23 protein-coding genes are annotated in these 24,823 nt (G+C 58.5%); 15 read left to right on the top strand and 8 right to left on the bottom strand.

Going from position 1 to position 24,823, the window contains the following annotated elements; genetic code table 11:
* The first annotated feature begins 328 nt into the window (after window positions 1-328).
* Complete coding sequence (locus BLQ12_RS03925; protein WP_092208479.1) at window positions 329-871, top strand: hypothetical protein; 543 nt, start codon at window positions 329-331, stop codon at window positions 869-871.
* A 310-nt stretch (window positions 872-1,181) separates the two neighbouring features.
* Here the strand turns inward: BLQ12_RS03925 and BLQ12_RS03920 are convergent, their stop codons facing one another.
* Window positions 1,182-2,513, bottom strand: a complete 1,332-nt coding sequence (locus BLQ12_RS03920; RefSeq protein WP_092208477.1) for a sigma-54 interaction domain-containing protein — start codon at window positions 2,511-2,513, stop codon at window positions 1,182-1,184.
* A 248-nt stretch (window positions 2,514-2,761) separates the two neighbouring features.
* Here BLQ12_RS03920 and BLQ12_RS03915 point away from each other — a divergent pair, with 248 nt between their 5' ends.
* From BLQ12_RS03915 to BLQ12_RS03900, 3 genes are all read left to right on the top strand, one after another.
* Window positions 2,762-4,348 (top strand): tetrathionate reductase family octaheme c-type cytochrome, encoded by a 1,587-nt coding sequence (locus BLQ12_RS03915; protein ID WP_319016600.1) that lies wholly within the window; start codon window positions 2,762-2,764, stop codon window positions 4,346-4,348.
* Window positions 4,349-4,577: 229 nt separating this feature from the next.
* The gene (locus tag BLQ12_RS03905; protein WP_092208473.1) at window positions 4,578-5,165 is read left to right on the top strand and encodes a cytochrome b/b6 domain-containing protein; all 588 of its coding nucleotides are present in this window, start codon (window positions 4,578-4,580) and stop codon (window positions 5,163-5,165) included.
* Window positions 5,166-5,405: 240 nt separating this feature from the next.
* Window positions 5,406-6,245 (top strand): M55 family metallopeptidase, encoded by an 840-nt coding sequence (locus tag BLQ12_RS03900; protein ID WP_092208471.1) that lies wholly within the window; start codon window positions 5,406-5,408, stop codon window positions 6,243-6,245.
* 430 nt (window positions 6,246-6,675) lie between these two features.
* Here BLQ12_RS03900 and BLQ12_RS03895 read toward each other — a convergent pair whose 3' ends face one another.
* Together BLQ12_RS03895 and BLQ12_RS03890 are read right to left on the bottom strand one after the other, a co-directional pair.
* The gene (locus tag BLQ12_RS03895; RefSeq protein WP_092208469.1) at window positions 6,676-7,200 is read right to left on the bottom strand and encodes a rhodanese-like domain-containing protein; all 525 of its coding nucleotides are present in this window, start codon (window positions 7,198-7,200) and stop codon (window positions 6,676-6,678) included.
* Window positions 7,201-7,298: 98 nt separating this feature from the next.
* Entirely contained in the window at window positions 7,299-7,781 is a 483-nt protein-coding gene (locus BLQ12_RS03890; protein WP_175469480.1) for a MauE/DoxX family redox-associated membrane protein, read from the bottom strand.
* Between the two features lie 195 nt (window positions 7,782-7,976).
* On the opposite strand from BLQ12_RS03890, the gene BLQ12_RS03885 reads away from it, so the two are divergent.
* The 3 genes from BLQ12_RS03885 (at window position 7,977) to BLQ12_RS03875 (ending at window position 11,610) form a co-directional block, all read left to right on the top strand.
* Entirely contained in the window at window positions 7,977-8,720 is a 744-nt protein-coding gene (locus BLQ12_RS03885) for a TIGR04283 family arsenosugar biosynthesis glycosyltransferase (RefSeq protein ID WP_092208465.1), read from the top strand.
* 189 nt (window positions 8,721-8,909) lie between these two features.
* Window positions 8,910-9,872 carry a tetratricopeptide repeat protein gene (locus BLQ12_RS03880; protein WP_092208463.1) on the top strand — a complete coding sequence of 321 codons (963 nt, stop codon included), beginning with the start codon at window positions 8,910-8,912 and terminating at the stop codon, window positions 9,870-9,872.
* A 178-nt stretch (window positions 9,873-10,050) separates the two neighbouring features.
* Window positions 10,051-11,610: a Na+/H+ antiporter NhaC family protein gene (locus BLQ12_RS03875; RefSeq protein ID WP_092208461.1), complete on the top strand. Its 1,560-nt coding sequence runs from the start codon at window positions 10,051-10,053 to the stop codon at window positions 11,608-11,610.
* A gap of 365 nt (window positions 11,611-11,975) precedes the next feature.
* Here BLQ12_RS03875 and BLQ12_RS03870 read toward each other — a convergent pair whose 3' ends face one another.
* The 3 genes from BLQ12_RS03870 to BLQ12_RS03860 form a co-directional block, all read right to left on the bottom strand.
* Window positions 11,976-12,548 (bottom strand): DUF4136 domain-containing protein, encoded by a 573-nt coding sequence (locus tag BLQ12_RS03870; protein WP_092208459.1) that lies wholly within the window; start codon window positions 12,546-12,548, stop codon window positions 11,976-11,978.
* Between the two features lie 77 nt (window positions 12,549-12,625).
* Window positions 12,626-13,930, bottom strand: coding sequence for an amidohydrolase (locus BLQ12_RS03865; protein WP_092208457.1), 1,305 nt, complete (start codon window positions 13,928-13,930; stop codon window positions 12,626-12,628).
* Between the two features lie 73 nt (window positions 13,931-14,003).
* Window positions 14,004-14,873 carry a purine-nucleoside phosphorylase gene (locus BLQ12_RS03860; protein WP_092208455.1) on the bottom strand — a complete coding sequence of 290 codons (870 nt, stop codon included), beginning with the start codon at window positions 14,871-14,873 and terminating at the stop codon, window positions 14,004-14,006.
* Between the two features lie 849 nt (window positions 14,874-15,722).
* On the opposite strand from BLQ12_RS03860, the gene nifU reads away from it, so the two are divergent.
* On the top strand, window positions 15,723-16,550 hold the full coding sequence (nifU, locus tag BLQ12_RS03855) for a Fe-S cluster assembly protein NifU (RefSeq protein ID WP_092208453.1): 828 nt from the start codon (window positions 15,723-15,725) through the stop codon (window positions 16,548-16,550).
* Complete coding sequence (gene nifS / locus BLQ12_RS03850) at window positions 16,550-17,731, top strand: cysteine desulfurase NifS (protein WP_092208451.1); 1,182 nt, start codon at window positions 16,550-16,552, stop codon at window positions 17,729-17,731. Before nifU ends, nifS begins: the two co-directional genes overlap by 1 nt.
* A 166-nt stretch (window positions 17,732-17,897) precedes the next feature.
* Here nifS and BLQ12_RS03845 read toward each other — a convergent pair whose 3' ends face one another.
* Complete coding sequence (locus BLQ12_RS03845; protein ID WP_092208449.1) at window positions 17,898-18,086, bottom strand: hypothetical protein; 189 nt, start codon at window positions 18,084-18,086, stop codon at window positions 17,898-17,900.
* 435 nt (window positions 18,087-18,521) lie between these two features.
* On the opposite strand from BLQ12_RS03845, the gene BLQ12_RS03840 reads away from it, so the two are divergent.
* The 4 genes from BLQ12_RS03840 (at window position 18,522) to BLQ12_RS03825 (ending at window position 21,293) form a co-directional block, all read left to right on the top strand.
* Window positions 18,522-19,499: a 4Fe-4S dicluster domain-containing protein gene (locus BLQ12_RS03840; RefSeq protein ID WP_092208447.1), complete on the top strand. Its 978-nt coding sequence runs from the start codon at window positions 18,522-18,524 to the stop codon at window positions 19,497-19,499.
* Window positions 19,496-19,933: a hypothetical protein gene (locus BLQ12_RS03835; RefSeq protein WP_092208445.1), complete on the top strand. Its 438-nt coding sequence runs from the start codon at window positions 19,496-19,498 to the stop codon at window positions 19,931-19,933. The genes BLQ12_RS03840 and BLQ12_RS03835 overlap by 4 nt, the downstream gene beginning before the upstream one ends.
* Window positions 19,934-20,407: 474 nt before the next feature.
* Entirely contained in the window at window positions 20,408-21,037 is a 630-nt protein-coding gene (locus tag BLQ12_RS03830) for an RNA polymerase sigma factor (protein WP_175469479.1), read from the top strand.
* The gene (locus BLQ12_RS03825) at window positions 21,012-21,293 is read left to right on the top strand and encodes an anti-sigma factor family protein (protein ID WP_092208441.1); all 282 of its coding nucleotides are present in this window, start codon (window positions 21,012-21,014) and stop codon (window positions 21,291-21,293) included. The genes BLQ12_RS03830 and BLQ12_RS03825 overlap by 26 nt, the downstream gene beginning before the upstream one ends.
* Window positions 21,294-21,491: 198 nt before the next feature.
* Here the strand turns inward: BLQ12_RS03825 and BLQ12_RS03820 are convergent, their stop codons facing one another.
* Entirely contained in the window at window positions 21,492-22,037 is a 546-nt protein-coding gene (locus tag BLQ12_RS03820; RefSeq protein ID WP_139163821.1) for a hypothetical protein, read from the bottom strand.
* 439 nt (window positions 22,038-22,476) lie between these two features.
* Between BLQ12_RS03820 and BLQ12_RS03815 the strand changes: the two genes are divergently transcribed.
* Window positions 22,477-23,436, top strand: a complete 960-nt coding sequence (locus BLQ12_RS03815; RefSeq protein ID WP_254781966.1) for an Hsp33 family molecular chaperone HslO — start codon at window positions 22,477-22,479, stop codon at window positions 23,434-23,436.
* Between the two features lie 198 nt (window positions 23,437-23,634).
* The gene (locus BLQ12_RS03810) at window positions 23,635-24,816 is read left to right on the top strand and encodes an exo-beta-N-acetylmuramidase NamZ family protein (protein WP_092208435.1); all 1,182 of its coding nucleotides are present in this window, start codon (window positions 23,635-23,637) and stop codon (window positions 24,814-24,816) included.
* Window positions 24,817-24,823: the final 7 nt, after the last annotated feature.

Here is a 24,823-nt window from a genome sequence, read left to right as displayed (position 1 = left end):
GGTGTGCCACCTTGAAAGCAGGTTACGGATGCGTTTTTCCCCTCGTTCCTCGGGGAAAATCACATCCGCCTTTCACCAAGGCTGGACTGAATCTTTTTTTAAAAACCTATTTTGTTAAACTTTTTAAAAGTTTAGCCCCCGGCAGGGCCGCCGGAGGCGCTTACGTTATTATGATCTGAATAGTTACTCGCCTTTTACCCTATTAACCCTTTAACCTTTCCCCCTTGACCTCTCCACCATCATCCGCAAAGATAGAAATCCCAGCCCCTGTCATGGGCGCACCGTCTCCAACGCCTTTGAACACACTGACTAAAAAGGACAAAACGACATGAAACGCATCTGCATGCCCCTGCTCCTTGCTGCCGTACTTGCCATGGTCCCCACTGCCTGGGCCACGCCCTCCACCTGTCCCGGAAAAACGGGCACGGCATCCATGAAATGCCCCCGCGTCACCGGTGACTCAACCCCAGCGACCTGCCCTGTAAAGCACAAAACCTGCGTTGCCCAAATGGAAAAGCGCCCCACCTGCGGCCGCACCTCACCCAAGGTGATGGTCAAAGAAGAGGACGGCTGGAAGCTGGTGGTCCACATCCTCCAGCCAGGCAGTCGAAGCCAGGGCTACCACGGGCTCCTGTACAAGGATGGTGAACGCATGGAGGGGAAAAAAGGAGAGGCCCTCAAGACCCCGTGGGGCACCTACACCTGGCAGGGGGCCATGGACGAACGCGCCAACCTCTGGGACAGCACCGGCTGGGTGAGCAAAGATGGAAACCCCTTTGCAGAAGAGGCCTTCACCAAGCCCAAAGAGCAGGCGAGCATGGAGGAGCTGGACAGGGAGATTGAAGATGAAATGAAAGGGACGCTGGAATAAAACAGGCCTCCGGCGGCCCTGCCGGGGGCCAAACTTTTGAAAAGTTTGATAAACAGGTTCAGTCTAATCTGAACCATAGGCGAATGTGATTTTCCCTGAGGAACGAAGGGGAAAGCGCATTCGCAACCTGCTTTCGAGGTGGCTCACCTCGCCGCCGGAGGCATTGCTTTTGTTTTTTCATGAGCCCTCTTGGCCCTGTGATTCATCAGACTTTAACCATAGAAGGCTGTTTTTTGAACTGAACAGTTACATTCCTGGCTGGTGGTAGCCCTGCAAAGAGAGGCGTTCCGAATCCCTGCAGGCTTTTCATTCAGAGCCCCATTTTTTTCATCCATTTCCACAAGGTAACCCTGCTCACCCCCAGCAACCTGGCGGCTTCGGTTTTCACGCCCCCTGCCCGGCAAAGGGCGGCCTCCACATCGGCCCTCGTCACCCCTGGCCGCCCCCCCTGAAAAGAAACGGCTTCCTGTGCAGCCCCCACATGGGCGGGCAGGTGCTCCACCTCCACCCGTCCGTTACGGCTGAGGACCATGGCGTACTCCATGGCGTTTCGCAGCTCCCGGATATTTCCCGGCCAGGGATAGACCGCAAGCACGGCTGCGGCCCCAGGAGAAATCCCGGTCATGGGCTTTCCATCCCGCAGGGCAAACCGCGTAAGAAACCGGTTGGCCAGAATCAGCACGTCACCGTCACGCTCACGCAGCGGCGGGCAGATCACCGGAATGACGTTGATGCGGAAATAGAGATCCTCGCGAAAATCACCCCTTTCAACAAGGGTGGCCAGGTCCCTGTGGGTGGCGGTAATAATCCGGACGTCCACCGGCACCGGGGTGTGGTCCCCCACCTTTTCGATCACCTTTTCCTCAAGAACCCGCAGCAGCTTCACCTGGATAGAAGCCGGCATATCCCCAATCTCATCTAAAAAAAGGGTTCCGCCGTGGGCCGCCTCAAAGCGTCCCACCCGATCCCGGGAGGCCCCTGTAAACGCACCCTTCACATGCCCGAAGAGCTCGCTCTCCAAAAGGTTTTCGTTTAAGGCTGCACAGTTCACCTTGATAAAGGGCGCCCCTGCCCCCATGCTGCCCCCATGAATGGCCTGGGCAACCAGCTCCTTGCCCGTGCCGCTCTCCCCTTGGATCAGCACCGGGGCCGTGGAGGTGACCACGCTGTCGATAAAGGCCAGAAGCCGGCGGATCGCCGCCGATTCTCCTTCGATGCCATGATGCTCCCGGCTTCCTGCGACCTCCCGTGCCAAGTCGTCCACCCGGTTCTCCAGGGCCACAAGTTTTCGCATGTCCGTCAGGATCTCAACGGCCCCCATGGTTTCACCGGCCTCGTCGTTCATCACCCGGGCCCGCTTCAACACCGGAATGGTCTCACCGCTCCGGCATTTGATGGTGCAGCGCACCACCTTCTCCCCCCCTGAGGCAAAGAGGCTGCAGTGGGGCTGGTCCCCTCCCTCTTCGAACCGCTTGCAGCCCGAACAGTTTAATATGTGACACGGCCCCCCTTTCAACTCCTGGCGGGAAAAACCCGTCAGCTCCTCGGCGGCCCGGTTGGCATCAAGGATCCGCCCTTTGCTGTTCACCACGAGAACACCGTCGGCAAGGGTGTCAAAAATATAAGAAATCAGTTGTTCCATGGGTCACCTCGTCGGATGATGCTAATGGGAGTTAACATTCGTTAAGCACAACACGTTAACTTATTAACACACCATAAACGCCACCGCAATATTGTTTCACCATTTCAGAGCCTTATCAATATCGATCTCTGGCACGCCCTTTGCTCTTAACCGTTAAGGATGATGAGCACAAGGGACGAAAGCTGTTTTTTTACACATCGAAGGGAGACGTTATGGGAGGAAAAAGGATGCGAACACTGGGCCTGGTCATGGCGTGCCTGGCCTGCTTCGGACTTGAAAGTGCACGGGCGGAAGAAGCACCGGGACGCGCCATGGCAAGACAGGCCACGGCTGACACCACACCCTGGATCACCACGAACCATGCCGACCATGACATCTTAAAGCAGAATTTCACCTCGGGAAGCGAGGTAACCAAAGCCTGCCTCACCTGCCACAACGAGGCAGGCAGCCAGGTGATGCAGACCATCCACTGGACCTGGCGGGACCCCGACAGCCCGGAGGAGGAGAAAATCGGCAAGGCAGGCCTCACCTTGAACAACTTCTGCATCAGCATCCACGGCAACGAGCCCCGATGCACCTCCTGCCACGCGGGATACGGCTGGAAAGATAAAAGCTTTGATTTCACCGACGAGACGAAGATCGATTGCCTCGTCTGCCATGAGCAGACAGGCACCTACAAAAAGTTCCCCACCATGGCCGGACTGCCCGTGGACAAGCCAAAAAAATTCGGGAAAAAGACCTTCACCCCGCCGGAGTGGAACACCGTGGCCCAGAGCGTGGCACGCCCCACGCGAAAAAACTGCGGGACCTGCCACTTCTTCGGTGGCGGTGGCGATGGGGTTAAACACGGCGACCTCGACTCCTCCCTCTTCATGCCCGACAACGCCCTGGATGTGCACATGGATGCCAGGGGGAAAAACTTCGACTGCGTGCGCTGCCACACCACGGTGGCCCATGACATTGCAGGCCGCTCCTACCGCACCCCGGCCTTTGAGACCCGCACAAGCCTCGTGGAAGACGACCTGGCCCATAAAATATCCTGTGAGTCCTGCCACACGGCAACCCCCCACCAGAAGGGTTCCAAGCCCAACGACCACACCGACACGGTGGCTTGCCAGACCTGCCACATCCCCACCTTTGCACGGGAAAAGCCCACCAAGATGTGGTGGGACTGGTCAAAGGCCGGCGTCAAAAAAGAGGGAAAGCCATACGTGGAAAACGGTCCCTACGGCAAGCCTGTCTACATGACCAAGAAGGGGGACATGCGCTGGGAGAAAAACGTAACACCCGAGTACTTCTGGTTCAACGGCAGCATCGAGACCCTCACGGCCCGGGACACGGTGGACCCGTCGGCAGAAATCGCCGTGAACAGGCCCCTTGGTGAACGAGACGACCCCAATGCCCGCATCTTCCCCTTCAAAGTCCACCGGGCCAGGCAGCCCATGGATGCCCAGGCGAAAAACCTCGTCATCCCCCACCTCTTCGGGAAAAAGGGAAGCGACGCCTACTGGAAAACCTACGACTGGAACCGTGCCGTGGCCAGCGGCATGGAGCACGCCGGCCTTCCTTTCAGCGGTGACCTGGCCTTTGCCGAGACCAGCTACGTCTTCCCCATCACCCACATGGTGGCCCCCAAAGAGGACACCGTGGCCTGTGCCGAATGCCACACCCGGGAAGGCGGCCGCATGAGCGCCGCCAACCTGGGAGGTTTCTACATGCCGGGCCGCGACACCGGAGGCCCCCTGGAAGCCTCGGGCTGGGCCCTGGTCCTGGCAAGTTTTTTCGGTGTCGTTATTCACGGGACGATTCGCATACTGGCAAGGCAAAAACGATGAAAACCAGCCCTCTACGAAAGAAGCCCGCCTCCGGCGACGAGGTGAGCCGTCTCGAAAGCAGATTGCCATCACAAGTGTCGCAAGGGAGTAGGGATGCAGGCGGTTTTATCAATAAGGCAAGGCAAAGCGGCACCACCGCTATTCACTTAAATGACCGGGGCGAAGCGACTCCACGGCCTTTCGCTTTTAGCCATTGGCCCTTCGCCCGCTTTTTTTATAAGGATATCCCATGAACCAACCACTCTACCTTTTCACCCGCTACGAGCGCCTCTGGCACTGGTTCCAGGTGGTGATCATCACCCTTCTCATCGTCACGGGCCTGGAAGTTCACGGCTCCTTTTCCCTCATGGGATTTGAAACCGCCGCCCGAGTCCACAACATATCCGGCATCGCCTGGGCCGTTGCTTTCGCCTTCTTTGCATTCTGGATCGCCACCACCGGTGAATGGAAACACTACATCCCCACCACCCGAAAAATGGCCCTGGTGATCCGTCACTACGCCGTGGGCATCTTCAAAGGCGAGCCCCACCCCGTCCCTGCCACGGAACGGGCCAAACACAACCCCCTGCAGCGGATCGTCTACCTCCTCTTCTCGGCCCTTCTCCTCCCGAGCCAGATGATCACCGGATTTCTCTACTACACCGTCAACACCCGCACCGACGTCATGGCGGACGTGAGTCTGAAAGCCATCGCTGTTTTTCACACCGTCGGTGCCCTGCTGGTCCTTGCCTTTGTCATCATGCACGTTTACATGGTCACGACCGGGCCGACGGTGTTTTCTCACTTGAAGACGATGATCACGGGGTGGGAGAAATAAGAGCGGGTGACAGGCCATGGGCCCATGGATGATACAATAAAAAAGGCCCTGAGAGCTATCTCAGGGCCTTTTCCCTGCCCCGGTGTCACCTGAATAAGGTCAGCAAATCAACACCGCTGACACTTGGCCGACTTCATCTCGCAGGGTTTACTTGCAATTTTCACGTTCATCATAAATACTTAATCACCAAAGCTCCCACAATGGCTCTCATCATATAAATAGGCACTTTCGGACATCCCCATGACCAGACACGCCCTCATCCTGGCCGACATCGAAGGCATCATCGGCGTTTACGACAAGGCCCAGTGCACGCCCGGTGCAGATGCATGGCGCCAGGCCAGACACCTTCTCACCGACGATGTCAACGCCGCGGCCCGGGGCCTTCTTGATGCCGGTTACCATGCCATCACCGTCGGGGATATGCACGGCACGGGCTTTAACATCCTCCCTGAGAAACTCATGGCCGAGGTCCGCTGCGTCCAGGGCCACCGCTGGCATCCCGTGCCCCTTATCGGCACCATGCCCGAAGCAGACTGCGCCGTGATGGTCGGCTGGCACGCCGCACCGGACCAGGAAGGCTTCAGCCCCCACATTTTTCAGAAAACCTTGCGCAAGCTCTGCATCAACGGCAGCCCCGTCACCGAGGTGGAGCTCTTCTCCGCCGTGCTGGGCGAGCACGGCATCCCCGTCTCCTTTGTCAGCGCCGAGGCCGTGGCCTGTGACCGCATCCAGGGCAACATGCCATGGATTCATCGATTCGACGTCCCCAAGCGCCCCATCAGCCAAACCGAGATCAACACCCTCCGCGCCCGCCTCACGGACGAGGTGCGGCAGGTCGCCTCCGGCAGCAACACGACGCCACTGGTGTGGGGCCCCCACGAGGTCACCGCCACCTTTCCCGACGAAACCCGAACCTGGACCTCCCCGTCGGCAACCACGACCTTCCGCCGCCTCCTGGCCGACACGGCCCTGGGCTTCGCCCCGGACGCAGGTATCCCCCTCCTTCTCTTTATCCTCCGCACCCGCTGCCGCATGGAGGAGTGGACAAGAAAACGACAGCCTCCGGCGGCAAGGGGCTAAGCCCCTTGACCCCAGGTTCGCGAATGCTCCGGGGCTCGTACCTCGCCCCCTCACATTCGCTGACGGGCTTCGCCCGTGACTCAACCGGACCTTGGGTGGCACACGACACAGGTTCTGGCAACATCACACATGGAGGCAAAGCCTGGAATCGAGCGTATGATTCGGTCGGCCCACGTATAGAAGCAGTAATACAGGTCTCTTCTCGAAATGGGGCGCCTTGGGTCACCCATCACGCGAATACCCTGACAGAGCAAGACGTCACGACAGACTTCATGCATTCGCCAGAGGGTTTGCAGGGGCCCCCACCTGCCCGTCGGAAGCTTTGCTTTTTTGGGTTCGGCCCATGCCAAACCAAAACACCCCTGGACCGGCTGGAGCGGTTCAGGGGTGTTTCAGATGGAGGATATGGAAGAAAGGGGGTCAGGCGAGTTTAATCGACTTTCTCGGCCTTATGGCCTGCGCCTTTCCAGGCGTAGATGCCACCGCTGTAGCGATAGACGTTCTTGTAGCCCAGTTTTTTGGCCCACACCGCGCCGTTGTGGCTTCTCGTGCACTTCACGAAGCCGCAGTAGACAATGATGAGTTTCTCTTTGTCCGCGCCGAGGAGGGCCTCGTACTCGGCCTGGGTTTTTCCGGCGGTCTCGGCGTCGTTCCAGGCCGTCATGTCGGGAATGGGAAAAAGAAACTGCACAGCACCGGGGACGTGGGCCTTTTTGTAGCTGGCGTCATAGGGCATGGTGTCGACGATGATCATCTCCTTGTTCTCATCGATCATCTTCTTCAATTCGGCGGTGGTCACCAGGTCGTAGCCGCCGCGCTGAATCTCACGCACGAGCTTGACCGCGCCGGTCTCTTTCTCCACCTCTTTTTCAAACTTGCTCTTGCCAAACGCGAACACATTGCCGGCCAGAAGAAGGGTCAGGCCCACCGCAATCACCGCAGAAAATCGTTTCATCGTTGTTCTCCTTAAATAAATCCGTTTCAAAAAACCGCATAAAACCAAACACACAAAAAGGGCTATTCAACCCGCAAGTCAACCGACGGGATTTCCTGTCATACCATTCGGGGGTCAAGCCTCTGCACATCGACGCTTTGTTCCGCCCCGCGCCTCAAGCGACGGCTCAGGGCCACAAGGCCCATGAACCCGCAAAAAACAACATCCCGGTACAAAGCCGTACGAAGCCCGCCAAAGGCCCGCGACTCCGGATCTTCCGGTCCGAAACAGCCGCAGTCGATATCCAGGCCAAGGTAAATGCCATACCCGAGGATCGCCATGAAACACAGCATGAGCACAAAAAGGGTCCCCAAGGCCCCCCGCAGGTCAAAGACCAGGGCCAGGCCCGCCGCCACTTCCACCACGGGCAGCACCACGGCCACCAGGCCGGAAAAACCCTCGGGCAGGATGCCGAAGGCGTCGATCACCACGGCAAAAGCAGCCGGATCCATGAGCTTACCCACACCCGACCAGAGAAAAATACCGGCCACAAAAAGCCGAAGCCCCCTGTAGACCCATCTGTTTTTTAAGAAAAATGTCATGGTTACCTCCGCCATCCCCCGCGCTTTCGCCACCGATTTCATTGGTGATGCATATATCGGGGAGCAAGTAAAAAAACCAATCGTTTGTATTGATGCAGTACGAACAAGCCATTTACCATATCAATAGGTCCCTGCCGCGGCACCAGAGCAAAACCCAAGCTGGCACTCACCGGCCATCTATGGCACACTTTGCCCATGAACACTCACCCGCCCTTTCCGACCCTGAGCGCTGTCATCCCCACATTGAACGAAGAGGCAGGAATCGCCGAAGCCGTGGGAAGCCTTGCCATGGGCGCCCCCTTCCTTGAGATCGTGGTGGCCGACGCAGGATCCACGGACGCCACCTGCTCCCTTGCAGAGGCCGCCGGGGCCCGGGTGGTGCAGTGCACACGCAAGGGGCGGGGGTTACAGATCGCCGAAGCGTGGGCCACCTGCCGGGGGGATGTCCTGGTGGTGCTCCATGCCGACGCCCGCTTTCCGGCCCACGGGGCAGCGGCCATCCAAGGAGCCCTTGCCCACAGCACCGTTCCCGGCGGTGCCTTTTCCATGGGGTTCTCCCCCGCCACGGCCCGAACCCGCCTCATCACAGGGTTAAACCACCTGCGCTGCCACATAACCGGCATCAGCTTCGGCGACCAGTGCCAGTTCGTGAGGCGCTCCGTCCTCGATTCCTCAGGGGGATTTCCCCCCATGAAGCTCATGGAGGATGTGGAGCTCTCCCTCATCATGAAACGCACAGCAAAACCGGTAATTCTTCCCCAACGGGTCACCGTCTCCCCCAGACGATGGGAATCCACGCCCTTCTCCCAGGGGGTCGCCCGGGTCCTCTTCCTCTTTTTCGTCTATCTCGTCAGGAGAAAACTCGGCTGCTCCCCCGGTGACGGGAGCTGGTATCACAAAAAATATTACAAGCGAATGTCTCCGGAAACCACGGAGTGACCCCTGTGTTAGCAATGTACGGCTCGCCTTTGTTCCCTCACAACGGCATTTTTTCTATCTTATCCCCTGCGAATCATTTATGACTTCCCATAGCAGCAAGACCGCTGAGACAGTCAGACGGCCCATTGCTGCACGCATTTTTTGCGAGGGTCACCCGCACATCATGATCTCAAAAAAACAGGAGTCTGCATGAAACGGTTCATAGCTGGTTTTTCGGTGTTGTTTTTATGGGCAGGGGCGACATGGGCAACGGGCTCGGAAGACAAACTCGCCCTGCTGGAAGCCGCCGTTGAAGGAGACACAACGGCCCAGTACACGTTGGCGGAAACCTATGCCGAAGAGGCAGGCATCCACGATCTTTTCGATCAGGATATCGAACTCCTGAAAAAAGCGGTTCACTGGTACGAAAAGGCCGCTGAAAAAGGGCACACCCCGTCACAAAAGGCCCTGGCAAGCATCTATCTTTTCCCCCTCGACGACGCTCCCCCGGAATGGTCGACAAAATGGCTTCCCCTTGCAAAAAAACTGGTGGATAAAGGGGACCGAAAAGCACAATACGACCTGGCGAGGTACTACAGCTTCCCACACAACTGCGACACCCGTTTCCGGCAGTGCCTCAACCGCGCCATCGGTTTGTATGGAGGCCTCCTGAAAGACCTGCCCCCGGGGCAGGCAACGGTATTCCGCGCCTTTGAGATCAGCCCCCGAAAAATCACCAGACAGGAAATTGAAACAGAGATCGCTCGCCTCAAAGCCATGGACCCCGAAGCTCAAGAGAAGCAGTCCGCCATGGACAGCCTGTTATACAGCACCCGAAAAAGCGGTTCACTCCAAGCCCTGGTGGGCCTGGGGGACCGATGGGCCGCCCCGGACTCTGCCGAGGCAAGCATCTCCATGGCCAAAAAAGCCTATGAGTACGCAGCAGAAAAAAATCATCCCGAGGCCCAGATGAAATACGCGGGGATCCTGTATCAGCATGCCAAGGGCATCGGGGATTACCAAAATGCCTATCTCTGGGCCATGGCAGCCACCATGAATGGCTATCCCTCCGCACCGGAGCTGCTTGCGAAAATCACTCAAAAACTGCCTGAAGAGGATCTTCCTGCCATGGAAGCAGAGGCAAAAAGAGCCATCAACACGTTAGGGGAGTAAAATTTCATGATAAAAAGCCTCCGGCGGCAAGGTGTGCAACCTTGAAAGCAGGTTACCGCTGGGTACCTACAGCTCCGTCTTTCATGGCCTTGGCACTTGACAACCCATAGAATTCCTCCTATCTGCACACTGAAAATAAGTTAAAATTATTCACTGACAGTCTTTTAAGGATTTTTCTATGGAACACATGGGTATCGTCTCGATCCTGCCGGTTGTGCTGGCAATCATCATCGCAATCAAGCTGAAAAACGTCATTCCGGCACTCTTTGCAGGGGTCCTCTCAGGGGTTCTCATCCTCTCAGGGGGCCATCCCGTCACGGCTGTCACCACCATGATCAAATCCTATCTCTTTGCCCAGGTCGCCGACAGCTACAACGCGGGGGTCCTGATTCTCCTTGTTTTTATCGGGGGATTTGTGGGGCTCATGGAAAAATCGGGCGGGGCCGCCGCCTTTGCCCTGAAGATGACCGAGATCGTCAACAACCGGTTCAAGGTGCAGCTCTCCGCATGGCTGGGGGGAATCATCGTCTTTTTCTCGGATCTCGGCACGCCCCTCATCGTGGGCCCCATCTCCGAGCCCCTCTTCGACAAGCTGAGAGTCTCCCGGGAAAAACTGGCCTGGATCATCGACTCCACAGCCTCCCCCATTGCCGTGCTCGTCCCGTTCATCGGCTGGGGGGTCTACGTCATGGGGCTCATCCAGAAGGAGTTTTCAGCCCTGGGCATCGCCGAAACAGACTGGGCCGCCTTTATCAAGGCCATTCCATTCCAGTTCTATCCGATCCTTGCGGTCATCATGGTGCCGGTGGTGGCGTTCACAGGCTATGAGTTCAGCGCCATGGCCCGGGCCGAAAAGCGCACCATCGACACCGGCGAGCGATACTGGCCCCACTCCAAGCCCCTGAGACACGCCAACGATGAACGAAACGCCAACAGCAAGGCCATTCTCATCTGGCTTCCCCTCATCGTCCTGTTCGTCACCCTCTTCGGTATCTTAGGGCCCTTGGGATTTCCCTTGAAAAAAGTCCCGGGAAGCACGTTTCGCACCGCCCTGAGCACCGGGTACCTCTTTGCCGCCGTCACCATCATCTCGCTGATGGTCTTCCACAAGGTGAAAACCCTCGGTGAAAGCTTCGATATCTATTTTTCCGGGATGAATAAAATGATGAACGTGGCGGTGATTCTCGTGCTGGCCTGGTCCCTGGGCGCCGTGGGCAAACACATGGGAACAGCCAACTACATCATTGAGGTGACCCACGGTACCCTGCCCGCCTGGGGCGTGCCCGCCGTGGTCTTTTTAATCGGGGGGATCATGTCCTTTGCAACGGGCTCGTCCTGGGGGACCTTCGCCATCCTCATGCCCTTGGTCATCCCCATGTCGGAAACCCTGGGCGCCCCCCTGCACGCCTGCATCGGGGCGGTTCTCTCCGGCGGGCTCTTCGGAGACCACTGCTCGCCCATCTCCGACACCACCATCCTCTCTTCCACCGGGGCCGGATGCGATCACATCGACCACGTGGAGACCCAGCTGCCCTACGCCCTGCTCAACGGCACCGTGAGCCTTTTGGCCTACCTGCTTGCCGGCATCACGGGCAGCGCCCTCTGCCTGCTCCTGGCCATCGCCACCCTCGTCGTCTCCCTGGTGATCCTCTCCAAACGAAACGGCGTCCATATCCCCAACACCACCGTTGAGGATGTGGAACAGCTCAGCGCAGAGCCTTCCGTGGCCCAGGATTAAGAGAGAAAGCAAAAAAGCAGGCTGCGAATGCGCTTTCCCCTTCGTTCCTCAGGGAAAATCACATTCACCTTTGATTCAGACTAAACAGAATCTGTTTTTAAAACCTGTTTATCAAACTTTTCGAAAGCTTGGCCCCCGTCAGGGTCGCCGAAGGCATCTTTTACCGGGTTGCCTCCGCCGGACTTGAAAGTTAAATGCCGCTGTGGTTTACCCCTCGTTCTTCGGGTTAAACCACAGCGGCATTCTTATGGGATCGACAATTTAATTTTTACGTGCCCCTTAGCCAAAATTACGCCAACGAAACCACGTGCTACCCCGGAGCCTTCTTGCCGAAGAGGCCATGTCTCTTCATGGCCCCTTCCACCTTAAGGAATCCCCTTGCCCGCCGGAGGAACAGGACTGAGCATGACGGCCAGCAACTCGTGGATCGCCTGTTTCCGGGATGCCTCCGATTTTTTCATCTCAGCCATCCCCTGGGCGAGGACCCGCCATGCAGGCTCTTTGGCTCCCGGCTTGAACAGGGCCACCAAGATCGAGCCTTTTTGAAACGCCGCCTGGTTGATCCCTTCGGTGGAGAGCCCTGCCACCAGGCCGGTTTTCTTGAAAATTTCTTCATCGGTAATCCGGGACTCCACCCCAAGCCCGAAGCCGATGATAAAATCGGGCTCCTCGGCCAGCGACACAGGCACGTAGCCCTTGCCGACCATGATCTCACGGATCTCATCCCGCGTCGTACCGATAATCAAGTCGCGGTCAGGGCCTTCGGCGAGGTACGAGCCGTTGACCACCGGGTAGATGGCAAAACGACGTGCCGGAGGCTCCACAAGGCTCAGGTCACCCGTCACCAGCTTGCTGACGGTCCGCGGCTCGTTTCCGGACAGGGACGCGCACCCAACGGTCAACACCATCACGAACAAAAAAATACAGAGTCTCTTCATGGCCCACCTTTCTCGTAAATTGTTCCTGTTGCAGAAACAACGGATCAATCGGCCAAATCATGCGCTCCACAGACACATCACCCCATGAACGCGGCAATACGGTTTACCTCGGCCATGACGGAGCCCACGTCCACGGTGAGGAGCCGCCCCCCTTTGACAACCTGCCTGCCCTCCACAAAGACGTCCCGGACATCGGCCCCTGTGGCGGCGTACACCAGATGAGAAACGGGGTTGTGGGTGGGGGTGAGGTGGGGTTTGTTCATGTCCACCAGGATGATGTCCGCGCGCTTGCCGGGCAGGAGGCTGCCGATGCTCCCCCCCAGCCCGATGGCTTTTGCGCCCTCCAGGGTGGCCATCTCCAGGACCGTCCAGGCGTCCATGGCCACGGGATCCAGGCTGTAGGCCTTGTGGAGCTTGGCCGTAAGCTGCATGTCGTTAAAAAGGTCCAGATTGTTGTTGCTGGCCGCGCCGTCGGTTCCAAGGCCCACGTGGATGCCCTTTTCCATAAGGGCGGAGGCCGGACAGAGCCCCGAGGCAAGTTTGGTGTTGCTGCCCGGGTTGTGGGAGGCGGTGGTGCCTCGCCGGGCAACAAGATCCATGTCCCGGCTGCTCATCCAGACGTTGTGGATCAGCAGGGTGGTCTCGTCCAAAATGTGAAGGTCATCAAGGAGCTGGTACGGAGAAATCCCCCGCTCCTCCTTGAGGCGCTGCACCTCGTCTTCGGTTTCCGCCACATGGATCTGAAACAGCACGCCAAGGCGACGGCAGGCTTCCTTGGCTACAGCCAGGGTCTTCTCGCTGCAGGTGTAGGGGGTGTGGCAGAAAATGGACGGGGTGACAAGGGGCCAGCGGTCCTTCCACGCCTCCACAAAGGCTGCGGCTTTTTCAACGTTCTCCGACGGGTCGGGCACCCCCGGTGCGGGAAAGTCGATGACGCCGTGGGCCAGCACCCCCCGCATCCCCGTCTCCACCACGGCCTCGGCCACCTCCCCTTCATAAAAGTATCCGTCGCACACCGTGGTGGTGCCGGACAACAGCATCTCCACACAGGAGAGCAGGGCCCCTGCCCTCACCGTCTCCGGGTTGATGTGGGCGGCCTCGGCCGGAAAGATATGCTCGTTGAGCCAGGAGGCCAGGGGCATGTCGTCGGCAAGCCCCCGGAACAGGGACATGGGGCTGTGGCAATGGGTGTTCACAAGACCGGGCATCACCACGCACCCTGCGGCATCCACCACCGTCTCCACCTCGGGGAGCTCGTCCTCCGCCCGGAACACAGCCCCAACCACCCCATCTTTCACCAGCACGGCGCCCCCTTCGTAAACCTCCCGGTCCGTCATGGGAATCACCCACCCGCCATTGATCAACGTCGTCCCTCTGGTCATCGCTCCGCCCCTTTCAAAAAAGAATCTCTTCTATGATCAAACGGCATACCAGCCGTTATGCCCTCACCACGTCCTACCCCCTATTCACCGGCAACGCCACGCCTTCAAGCGCCCCCCTGTTTTCCCTATAACCCATGACCTGTTTCAACACCTTCTCAAACCCCGGCCGCGCCTTCTCAGCCACAGCCAGCACCTTTTCCACGGTGGCCTCTTCCGGGTTGTCCGGATCATTGATGTTGGTGATCAGGGAGAGGCCGAGGGTATTCATCCCCGCATGGGTTGCGGCGATCACCTCCATGACGGTGGAAAAGCCCACGCAGTCCGCACCGATGGTTCGAAGCCAGCGCATCTCGGCAGGGGTTTCAAGGCTGGGGCCTTTAAGGCCGCCGTAGACACCCCGGCAAACGGGAACACCCATGTTTCGAGCTTCGGCAAAGGCCGTATCGGAGAGGTCGCGATTGTAGGCGTGGATCATGGAGGGAAAGCGAAGGCCCCAGTCATCGTTGTTGGGCCCCACCAGGGGATTTTCTCCGGTGAGGTTCAGGTGATCCTGAATCACCATGATGCCGCCCTCTTTAAAGGTAGGGTTGAGTCCCCCTGCGGCGTTGGTAACGATAAGGGTCCGGGCCCCAAGGAACCGAGCCACCCGGATGGGAAAGGTCACCTCCCGGGCTGTGTACCCCTCGTACAGGTGAAAACGCCCCTGCATCACCATCACGGGGGTGCCGGAAACGTCCCCGCAGAGAAGGCACCCGGTGTGGCTCTCTACGGTGGACAGGGGAAATCCGGGGATCTCACCATACATCAGGGAAGCCTCTTCGGAGACAAATCCGGCGCAGTCGGACAGGCCTGTACCGGCCATGATCAGAATCTTGGGTTTTCGGGACCAGCGGCTTCGGATATACTCCGCGGCCCTGTCAAGGCGTGTGGTGCTCTCATCCATGGGCGTTCCCTTCGTGCACGGGGTCTTAGGGCAACGGCAAAAATACACGTATTGACGTATGAAACAGCACGCAATGAGCCTTACCGTTCGGTGAATTCCCGGCATCGCTCAAACGGCCAACACGTCACGGTGTGTCATTATTTTCCGGCCGAGCCCTTTGGGTTTGCTTCGTCATGGAACAGGGATAAAGAAGCCTGTTTTTGCCATCTACTATCCCTTGGGGGAGAAAGGCTGTCAAGGTCATGCTCCCTTTTCCCTCCCCGGCCTTTTTCGGACACGCCGTGGCAACCCGCACCAACCCTTCGGTTGCCACCGGGCAGTCGGTTAACGATTTATCATCAACGGTTAACGTTTCGAACGTTACCTCCTGCCATGGGCCGTACCCGCCGGGACCTTGGACGGCAACGCCCCAAATGGTGTATGCTTACAGCTGGATGGAAGCACCGCGTTTCACCTGGCATGCCCGTTGCAAGTTGCAATCATCACCTTTACCGGGCGGGATAACACACAGGAGCCCCACGGTATCGTCACCTGTTCCCTGGGTACAACGGGCGAAAACCCAGTCTTTAAGGCACAGGGAATCGTTTTTATGATTTTATACTTGAAAGGGTTGACCAATCGTGGTTGATTCTTATCTTCATTGAAAAACGTTCGGCAGCCCCAAAAATCATACGGCCCTTCAAAAACTCCAACCTAAGGGCCTGTGACGGCATGCTGAAAAATGCTCATTGCAACAACGCCTCGTCGGGACATCATGGACTTTCGAAATGTCGGCAGCACCCGGCTGCATGCATTCGCGAACCGCCGGGTGGATGCGAGGCCATATATTATGCTTAACGGGAGATTACCATGTGGGATTATACGGAAAAGGTCAGGGAGCACTTTCTGAACCCCAGAAACGTCGGTGTGATTGAAAACGCCAGTGGTGTCGGCGAAGTGGGGTCCCTCTCCTGCGGCGACGCACTGAAACTCACCATTCGAGTGGGCGAAAATGATATCATTGAAGATGCCAAGTTCCAGACCTTCGGGTGCGCAAGCGCCATTGCCTCCTCGTCGGCACTGACCGAAATGGTCAAGGGCCTGACGCTGGACGAAGCGACCAAGATCACCAACGACGACATCGCCGAGTTCTTAGGGGGCCTTCCCAAGGAAAAGATCCACTGCTCCGTCATGGGCCGGGACGGCCTGGAACGAGCCATTGCCGACTACCGCGGCGAGGTGGTGAAAGAGACCCAGGGCAACGTCGTCTGCGAATGCTTCGGCGTCACCGACCTCGAAATCGAGCGCGCGGTGAAAGAAGACGGCCTCACCACCATCGATCAGGTCATCAACCACCTGAAGGCAGGTGGCGGATGCGGCAAGTGCCATGACGACATCGAAGCCATCATCCATAAGGTCAAGGGCGATGCGCCCATGGAGATCATCAAGCCCGTGCGCATGAGCAACATGCAGAAGATCAAGCTCATCGAAAGCACGCTGGAGCGTGAGATCAAACCCACCCTCCAGAAAGACAGGGGCGACATCGAACTTGTGGACGTCGTGGGCGACAAGGTCTACGTCCGCCTCCAGGGCTCCTGCGCCTCCTGCAGCAAATCCCAGGTAACCCTGAAGAACCATGTGGAAGCCAAACTCCGCGAGCTGGTGACCTCCGAACTCGTGGTTGAGGAGGTGAAGTAATGCGCACCGTATATCTTGACAACAACGCAACCACCCGAGTGGCGGACGAAGTTCTCGACGAGATGATTCCCTGCCTGCGAGACGTGTACGGCAACCCCTCGTCCATGCACCACAAAGGCGCCGAAGCCGGCGAGCCCTTGAACCGTGCCCGGGAGCGTGTGGCCCGCCTTCTCGGCGCCCAGCCCGAAGAGATCCTCTTCACCAGCTGCGGCACCGAAAGCGACTCCACCGCCATCAACGCAGCCCTGGCGGCCCACCCCGACAAAAAACACATCATCACCACCATGGTGGAGCACCCCGCGGTGCTCACCTACTGCGAAGACCTGGAGAAAAAGGGATACCGCACCACCTTCGTTCCCGTTGACAGGCAGGGTCGCGTTGACCTCAACGCCCTGTACGCCGCCGTCTCCGAAGAGACAGCCGTGGTCAGCATCATGTGGGCCAACAACGAGACCGGCACCATCTTCCCCGTGGAAGAGATTGCCAAAAAGGTAAAATCCCTGGGCGCCGCGGTCTTCCACACCGACGCGGTGCAGGCCGTGGGTAAAATCGACATCAACATGGCCGACTCGGCCATCGACATGCTCTCCCTGTCCGGGCACAAGCTCCATGCCCCCAAGGGCGTGGGCGCTCTTTACATCCGCAAGGGAACCAAATTTGCCCCCTTCCTCATGGGCGGCCACCAGGAAAAAGGGCGACGTGCCGGAACGGAAAACCACTCCTCCATCGTGGCCCTGGGCCGTGCCTGCGAGCTTGCCGCAGAAAAGATGGAAGAGGAGAACACCCGGGTCAAAGCCCTTCGGGACCGGCTGGAAAAGGGGCTCCTTGACACCATCCCCAACAGCTTTGTCAACGGGGACCTTGATAACCGACTGCCCAACACCTGCAGCATCAGCTTCGAGTACGTGGAAGGCGAAGCCATTCTCTTGATGATGAACGAGTTTGGTATCTGCGCCTCCTCGGGATCCGCTTGCACCTCGGGCTCCCTGGAGCCCTCCCACGTGCTGCGCGCCATGGGCATCCCCTTCACCGCTGCCCACGGCACCATCCGGTTCTCCCTGTCCATCGACAACACCGATGAGGACATCGACACCGTCCTCAAATGCCTGCCCGGCATCATCCACACCCTGCGCCAGATGTCCCCCTTCTGGGCAGAAGCCATGGCAGCCAACGCCGAATAAAACGGGAGTGTCCACAAAACGCCCGTCATAAAAAACCGCCCCCCGTTCGTCGGAGGGCGGTTTTTTGTTGCGACGGTCATCAAACGCCTGGGGCCACCCGCCCGGGAGCCCGACAGGTCGTTTTAAAAATGGGGTTGAAAGGCCTTGGCGTATCGGGCCACAGGGCTCACAGCAAGGCATTGTGGGAGAGGTCGATCTTCGAGATCGGCTTGTGCTTGCTGCGCCATTTGCCGGCGCGCTGCCACTGCTCCCGTTTCTCCTCTTTTGTCCTTCGCTCCGCACCCTTCCACTCTTTGGAATCCTGACAACGCCTGTCCTGGGCAGAGCGGTTGACCATCGTCCGTTTGTGCTTCATTCCATTCCCCCTTTCCCGTACTCAGAGGCAACAGCCCCCGGTCAGCAGAGGTCTCAAGGGCCCTGGAAAAACCCGGCGGCAAGCCGTCGTATCTCCGCGAGGCCTGGTCATGGGCCGGTGACGGACATGGAAGACAGCAAAAAACATCGCGGCCGGAAATCAAACGGAAAAAGAGAGAGAAAGGGAAAAGGCACTCATGGAGAAAGAATGCAGGGGGTGAGGCGGCGCATCCATGTCCGTGTCACCTGTACCTATAGTACGACGCCTGAAAGACTCTGTCAAAGGGAAGCGAAGGCCAGCTCCCGGAGGCTATTTTTTTGTAACCCTTTTCCTGCGCCCGTCTCTTAAGGGGTATGGACCACAGCCCTAAACGTATTGCGATTTTTTCTCGAGGCCTCTGTGCCTAAAACCAGCGTGACCCGACGAAGGACCCTTATGAACCCGAGCTTATCACGACGCGCGTTTCTCAAAGGGGGCGTTGCCACCGCCGCCACGGCGGTGACGGCCGCGGCCCTGCCCGGTGCTGCCGAGGCCGCAGACCCCGGCGGCTACCTCACCACCCTCTTTGACCTGTCCCTGTGCGTGGGATGCGGCGAGTGTGTCACCGCCTGCAAAGAGGCCCACGAAAAAAATTTCCCCCGACCTGAAAAGCCCTTCCCCGCCATGGTGCCCAGTCGGGTACCGGTGGAGGATTTCAGCGATGAGAAGGACGAGGAGGGACGCCTTACCCCCTACAACTGGCTCACCATCCAGGAGGCCGAAGTCTCCGTGGACGGCGAAGAGTACACCCTTTATATCCCCAGGCGCTGCATGCACTGCGTCAACCCGCCCTGCGTAAAACTCTGCCCCTGGGGTGCGGCGGTCCAGGAAAAAAACGGGCTCTCCCGCATCAACGACGCCCTCTGCCTGGGAGGCGCCAAGTGCCGCAAAGCCTGCCCCTGGCATATTCCGCAACGACAGACCGGGGTCGGCCTTTATCTGGATATCCTGCCCTCGTTGGCCGGAAACGGGGTGATGTACAAATGCGACCGGTGCCATGACCGTCTGAAAGACGGAGAGCTTCCCGCCTGCATCGACGCCTGCCCCGAAGGGGTCCAGAGCATCGGCCCGAGGGACGAGATGATCGAAAAAGCCAAGGCCCTTGCAGCCGAGACCAACGGGTACATCTACGGCCTGGAAGAAAACGGGGGAACCAACACCCTCTACGTCTCCCCCGTGCCTTTTGAGACCTTGAACCGTGCCGTGGAAAAGGGCGCGGGCCTTCCCGACCTCGCCCCCCACGGCAACAGCATGGCCATGGCCGAAAATATGGGTGCGGCGCTGCTCCTGGCTCCCCTGGCAGGCTTTGCCGCTGCAGCCGGACGCATCTTTTTCAAACTCAAAAAAGCGGCAAAACAGGAGAACGCCTCATGACACCTGTGTTTAAGACCCTCTTCCGGGTCAATCTGTTCTTCCTTGCATTGAGTGGTGTGGGTCACATGCCCATATTCAAACGGTACTACATCGCCGACATCCCCGGCCTCGGCTGGCTGGCGGAGTTCCAGATCACCCTGGCCATCCACTACGTCACCGCCGCCCTCTTCCTGGCCATGGTCGCCTGGGTGGCCACCACCTGGGCACTTGAAAAAAAAGGCCAGGGGTTCACCTCCACCGCCCGGGTTAAAATCGGCCTGACCATCGCCATCATTGCCTCGGGGGCAATTCTCGTTGTCAAAAATCTCAAAGGGGTCACCATGCCGGCCACGGCCATCACCGCCCTGGACCTCGTTCACCTTTTCGGGGCCTTTGCCCTGGGCATCACCGCCCTCATCGCAGGCATCAGAGACGTGGGGTGGATCAAAGGCTAACGTGCAGTAACCATTCAGCTGATGCCTCCGGCGGCTCTGCCGGGAGCGAACCTTTTAAAATGGTTGCCAAACATGTACCTGACAAGAGGCACCCAATATACCCGAAATGAAAGGCGAATGTGATTTTCCCTGAAAAACGAAGGGGAAAGCGCATTCGCTACCTGCTTTCGAGGTGGCACACCTCGCCGCCGGAGGCTTTCTTCCATGCACTTTCACCATAGAAGACATAAGCATGCTGGCATACTTATTCACTGTCCAACATCCGGGCTTTGCGATAGTCTGGAACCTGAAACAACAAGGGCTCTTTGCCCTCTCAAAGGAGTATCGTTATGAATGCACTGCTTGCCATGGGACTTATCGTTATCATCTGGGTCGCCCTTCAGGCCTGGATCCTGCCCAAAATGGGAATCAATACCTGAATGAGCGATGCCTGCCAGGTGGCAGGAAAGAAAAAAAACGGCCGGGGACAAACCAATGGAAAGAGACGCAAGCCGGGTGCCTGAAGTCACGGATCAGGACACGGAGCTGGTCACGGCCATCCAAAGCGGGGCCGCGGAGAGGTTTGAAGAACTGGTGACGAGGTACGAGGGGAAACTCTACAACTTCGGGCTTCGCATCTGCAAGGATGCCTCCGATGCCGAAGACCTCGCCCAGGAAACCTTCATCAACATCTTCCGGTACCTGAAGGACTTCCGGCAGGAGACCAAGTTTAAAAACTGGATGTACCGCATCGCCACCGGGGTCTGCCACCGCATGCGGCGCAGATCCAAATACGCACCGGAACGGGAGCTCTCCCTGGACGAATTCCTGCCCGCAGACCACGCCGACATCGACACGGAGCTCCCGGAATGGGCGGCCATGTCCATCCGCCAGGTGCTGAACCGGGAGCTCGGGGATCACCTCAAGGCATCGGTAAAAGAGCTGCCCCCCCAGTACCGGCTGGTTCTGGTCTTACGGGACATGGAGGGTTTTTCAACGGACGAGGCAGCCGAGATCCTGGGCATCACGCCCGCCAACGTCAAGGTGAGGCTCCATCGCGCCCGCCTGTTCCTGCGGGAAGAATTAAAGGGATATTTCCATGACAACCAACCACACTCACCATGATCACGAAGCGTGCCTGGCGCTTTTTGCGAAGCTGTCGGAATACATAGACGGGGAAACAGATGAGGTGACCTGCGAGGCGATCCAGGCCCACATGAAGGCCTGTCCCTGCTGCACCACCTGCCTGGAGACCCTGAAGCGGACCGTGGGATTCTGTGAAGAGGTGGGGGACGAGCCCGTCCCCCAAGGATTTTCCAAAAAGCTGAGGGAAGCCCTCAGCAACATGCCCCACGGCAAAACCAGCAGCGATTTGCCCTGAGAGCCGGAAAAAAGAATGCCTCCGGCGGCGAGGTGAGCCACCTCGAAAGCTGATTGCCCTTGCGCTTTGTCCCTCGTTCCTCGGGCCAAATCGCAAGGGCCTTAGACTCGGGCTTCGCCCGACATAAAGGCTAACGGTTTATGCGATAGGTTCACAAGCTTTGAAGTAACAGAATACGTGTTGATAGTGGGCCACACGTTAAAAAACGAACACCGCCACCGGAACAACAGCGGCAGCCGTGGCAATCCCGCCCACGGTTTTATGGTCTTCGTCGGCAGCACCAAGTCCTGCTGCCAGCACCAGGGCCGCCGTGGCCAGATACCCGGCGCCCGCATGGATATTCTCCCGGGTCCACCCTTCCCTGAAATTGATCCCACCGCCATAGGCCATATGGCCGGATGTTCCGGCAGCCACGCCGCAGAGGGCCGCGCTTGCCCCGCTGACCTTATGGAGGGTGGAGTCATCCCCGGAGGCCACGGCCAGGATGGTCAGGGCCACGGCCCCGTACCCTGTGATTCGGTGGGTTTGGTAGACATCGGGCATGTAAAAAAGAGGGGTGGTGTATCTCTCCTGCTGAGGGTCCATCTCGGCGTCTTCCGGGTAGGACAGGTCCTCTGACGGCTTCATGTAATCAGGGGTCTGATACCAGCCCGCCGACACGGGACCGGCAGCCCCCAGCACCATGCCCACCAACACCATCCAGACCAGGCACCTGCGACCCATCACACACATACGTCTCTTCATCAGCATCCTTGCTCCTTTTCCCCTGAAGGGGGAATTTTACACGGCCCCGGCCATGCTTGTCGGCCGGGCGCTGCCGTGGTGTTCCATCCTTGAACGGCACCAACTCCCTGAAAACGATTGGGCCTGCCCATACTCACGCCGCCCGTCGTCCCAGGGTCGTTTCCATGAATGTCTCAAGATTTTTCCCATATGAATGACATGGAAAATATCCCTGATAGGGATTCTATCGGCCACTGCCCAAAAGAGGTTTAATCGATTTTCCGGCCGGTACCCGAGGGGCCTGTCCGTCGCATTCCCGGTGCCGAAAGGGCGGCACCACCCGCCCGGGACCTTTTTATGTGGCATTCCCGATCCAGCTGTATTATATAACGGGCTGCAATTCGGATGGAAATTCAACAACAAAGATAAATCACGGCATCCCCTTCGACCTGGACGGGCGGTGCGAAATACCATAGAAAAAGAGATGATCAAGAAAAAACCATACGGCGCCAACGCCAAAGAGCAGCTCAAGGCCAGTGCACGGGACAAAATGTACCGTTTCCTCCTGGCCGACGACACCGTCCGCGGTGTCTTTGTCCATGGAACCCGCATGATCAACGAAATGCGCGGCAACTTCGATCTGGGGATCCTGGAAACCTACATCCTCGGCCATGCCTACCTGGGGTGCACCCTCATGAGCGCCAACCTCAAAGGACGGGACCGCATCGCCCTTTCCATCGACGGCACCGGACCGGCCAAGGGCCTCACCGTGGAAGCCAATGCCTACGGTGAAGTGCGCGGGTTCCTCAAAAAGAGCCCCATCCCCGTCAAGGCCCCCCTGGAAAGCCTCAACATGTCGCCTTTCCTGGGTGCCGGCATGCTCACCGTCACCAAGGTACTCGAAGGCATGAAGCAGCCCTACACCGGACAGGTGGCCCTGGAATACGGCAACATCGCCGAAGACCTGGCCAACTACTGCTTCACCTCGGAGCAGACCCCCACGGTCTTCAACCTCAGCATCAACTTCAACAAAGAAGGCGAAGTGGTGGGTGCCGGCGGCCTCTTCCTCCAGGTGATGCCCGGAGCCCCTGAAGAGACCGACAAAAAGATCGCGGAGCTCATGGCCTCCTTTCCCTCCCCCGGGGACATCGCAGAACGGGCCGACAACCCCGAAGAGGTGATTGAAGCCGCCTTTTCCGAGCTCTCCCCCAAGCTCCTGGGAAGCCACCGCGTGGAGTTCTTCTGCCGCTGCTCCGAAAAAGCCTTTGCCGGGCACCTTGCCATGCTGCCCAAAAAAGACCTGGCCTCCATTGCCAACGAAGGCCCCTTCCCCGTGGAACTCTGCTGCCACAACTGCAACAGCGTCTACCACTTCTCCAAGGAGCAGGTTACGGAGATCTATAAGGGGAAAAAGGGCTAATGACCATGGACTGGCTGTGCTCCGTCAATCACCAGAAAGACGCCGAGCACAACAGATCTGCCTAAGCCTGCAACCTTCACACATTTTGCGACCCCCACCTGCGTCACCCTCAGCGCGATTCCCGGGCAAAGCCCGTCAGCGCATGTGATCATCCCGAGGAACGAGGGGTGGGAGCATTCGCGAACCTGGGAGTCTGTTTTGTCACGCGTTCGTACCGGTCTTGAACATCTTCTGGAATCCCCGCCTGCCTGGGCGCGACAAGGAAAGCTGGCCCTTTTGGCCAACCCGGCGTCAGTGGGCCCTTCGTACCGCCACGCACGGGACTTGATTTCCGAGGCCTTGCCGTCAAGGCTGGGGGCTCTTTATTCTCCCCAGCACGGTTTTTTTGCCGACAAGCAGGACAACATGATCGAGTCGGGCCACGGGCTCGACCCGGTGACCGGGGTGCCGGTCTTCAGCCTCTACGGCGAAACGCGCTGGCCCACCGATGAGATGCTGGACGGCATCGACACGGTTGTGGTGGACATCCAGGACGTGGGGACACGGGTCTACACCTTTATCTGGACCCTCACCTACATCATGGAGGCGGCTGCGGAAAAAGGCTTTCACGTGGCAATCCTTGACCGGCCCAACCCCATCGGCGGCATCAAGACCGAGGGCAACCTCACCGAGGCGGCGTTCACCTCCTTTGTGGGACGCTACCCCATCCCCATGCGCCACGGCATGACCATGGGCGAGCTGGCCCTTTTCTTCAACGAACGCTTCGGCATCGGATGCGACCTCACCGTGGTGCCCATGAAGGGCTGGACCCGGTCCATGCACTTTGGCGACACCGGCCTTCCCTGGGTGCTGCCCTCCCCCAACATGCCCTGCGAAGAGGCGGCCCTGGTCTACCCGGGCCAGGTAATCCTGGAAGGGTGCAACCTCTCGGAAGGTCGAGGCACCACCCGGCCCTTCGAGCTCTTCGGCGCCCCTTACCTCGACACCGAAAAACTCCTGGCCTGCCTGACCCCTGCCAGCCTTGCCGGGTGCACCCTGCGAGAGACCGGCTTTGAACCCACCTTCGGCAAATGGCAAGGCGAGCTATGCCGTGGTTTTCAGATCCACGTCACCGACCGGGAGCGTTTCTCCCCCTACCGCCTCAGCCTGGATATTGTCCGGGCCGCCATCGTGTGCCACCCCGACGACTTTTCCTGGAAAGAGCCCCCATACGAATACGAGTACGAAAAATGCCCCATGGACATGATCCTGGGCTCGAAACACCTGCGAGAATGCCTTGAAAATGGGGTCCCCGTTGACGAGCTGGAAAAGGGCTGGCAGGATGAGCTCAACGGATTTGACAGGGAGAGGGAGCCTTTCCTGATCTACCCCACACCATAAAAGCCAA

It is taken from the genome of Desulfoluna spongiiphila (assembly GCF_900101345.1).
Classification (GTDB): domain Bacteria; phylum Desulfobacterota; class Desulfobacteria; order Desulfobacterales; family Desulfolunaceae; genus Desulfoluna; species Desulfoluna spongiiphila.
Note: the sequence above shows the minus strand (reverse complement) of the source record. Positions and strands in the feature narration are given on the sequence as shown.

Excerpts from the sequence above, each read along its gene's own strand:
- BLQ12_RS03925 (WP_092208479.1), top strand. The coding sequence starts at position 329 with ATGAAACGCATCTGCATGCCCCTGCTCCTTGCTGCCGTACTTGCCATG.
- BLQ12_RS03920 (WP_092208477.1), bottom strand. The coding sequence starts at position 2,513 with ATGGAACAACTGATTTCTTATATTTTTGACACCCTTGCCGACGGTGTT.
- BLQ12_RS03915 (WP_319016600.1), top strand. The coding sequence starts at position 2,762 with ATGGCGTGCCTGGCCTGCTTCGGACTTGAAAGTGCACGGGCGGAAGAA.
- BLQ12_RS03905 (WP_092208473.1), top strand. The coding sequence starts at position 4,578 with ATGAACCAACCACTCTACCTTTTCACCCGCTACGAGCGCCTCTGGCAC.
- BLQ12_RS03900 (WP_092208471.1), top strand. The coding sequence starts at position 5,406 with ATGACCAGACACGCCCTCATCCTGGCCGACATCGAAGGCATCATCGGC.
- BLQ12_RS03895 (WP_092208469.1), bottom strand. The coding sequence starts at position 7,200 with ATGAAACGATTTTCTGCGGTGATTGCGGTGGGCCTGACCCTTCTTCTG.
- BLQ12_RS03890 (WP_175469480.1), bottom strand. The coding sequence starts at position 7,781 with ATGACATTTTTCTTAAAAAACAGATGGGTCTACAGGGGGCTTCGGCTT.
- BLQ12_RS03885 (WP_092208465.1), top strand. The coding sequence starts at position 7,977 with ATGAACACTCACCCGCCCTTTCCGACCCTGAGCGCTGTCATCCCCACA.
- BLQ12_RS03880 (WP_092208463.1), top strand. The coding sequence starts at position 8,910 with ATGAAACGGTTCATAGCTGGTTTTTCGGTGTTGTTTTTATGGGCAGGG.
- BLQ12_RS03875 (WP_092208461.1), top strand. The coding sequence starts at position 10,051 with ATGGAACACATGGGTATCGTCTCGATCCTGCCGGTTGTGCTGGCAATC.
- BLQ12_RS03870 (WP_092208459.1), bottom strand. The coding sequence starts at position 12,548 with ATGAAGAGACTCTGTATTTTTTTGTTCGTGATGGTGTTGACCGTTGGG.
- BLQ12_RS03865 (WP_092208457.1), bottom strand. The coding sequence starts at position 13,930 with ATGACCAGAGGGACGACGTTGATCAATGGCGGGTGGGTGATTCCCATG.
- BLQ12_RS03860 (WP_092208455.1), bottom strand. The coding sequence starts at position 14,873 with ATGGATGAGAGCACCACACGCCTTGACAGGGCCGCGGAGTATATCCGA.
- nifU (WP_092208453.1), top strand. The coding sequence starts at position 15,723 with ATGTGGGATTATACGGAAAAGGTCAGGGAGCACTTTCTGAACCCCAGA.
- nifS (WP_092208451.1), top strand. The coding sequence starts at position 16,550 with ATGCGCACCGTATATCTTGACAACAACGCAACCACCCGAGTGGCGGAC.
- BLQ12_RS03845 (WP_092208449.1), bottom strand. The coding sequence starts at position 18,086 with ATGAAGCACAAACGGACGATGGTCAACCGCTCTGCCCAGGACAGGCGT.
- BLQ12_RS03840 (WP_092208447.1), top strand. The coding sequence starts at position 18,522 with ATGAACCCGAGCTTATCACGACGCGCGTTTCTCAAAGGGGGCGTTGCC.
- BLQ12_RS03835 (WP_092208445.1), top strand. The coding sequence starts at position 19,496 with ATGACACCTGTGTTTAAGACCCTCTTCCGGGTCAATCTGTTCTTCCTT.
- BLQ12_RS03830 (WP_175469479.1), top strand. The coding sequence starts at position 20,408 with ATGGAAAGAGACGCAAGCCGGGTGCCTGAAGTCACGGATCAGGACACG.
- BLQ12_RS03825 (WP_092208441.1), top strand. The coding sequence starts at position 21,012 with ATGACAACCAACCACACTCACCATGATCACGAAGCGTGCCTGGCGCTT.
- BLQ12_RS03820 (WP_139163821.1), bottom strand. The coding sequence starts at position 22,037 with ATGAAGAGACGTATGTGTGTGATGGGTCGCAGGTGCCTGGTCTGGATG.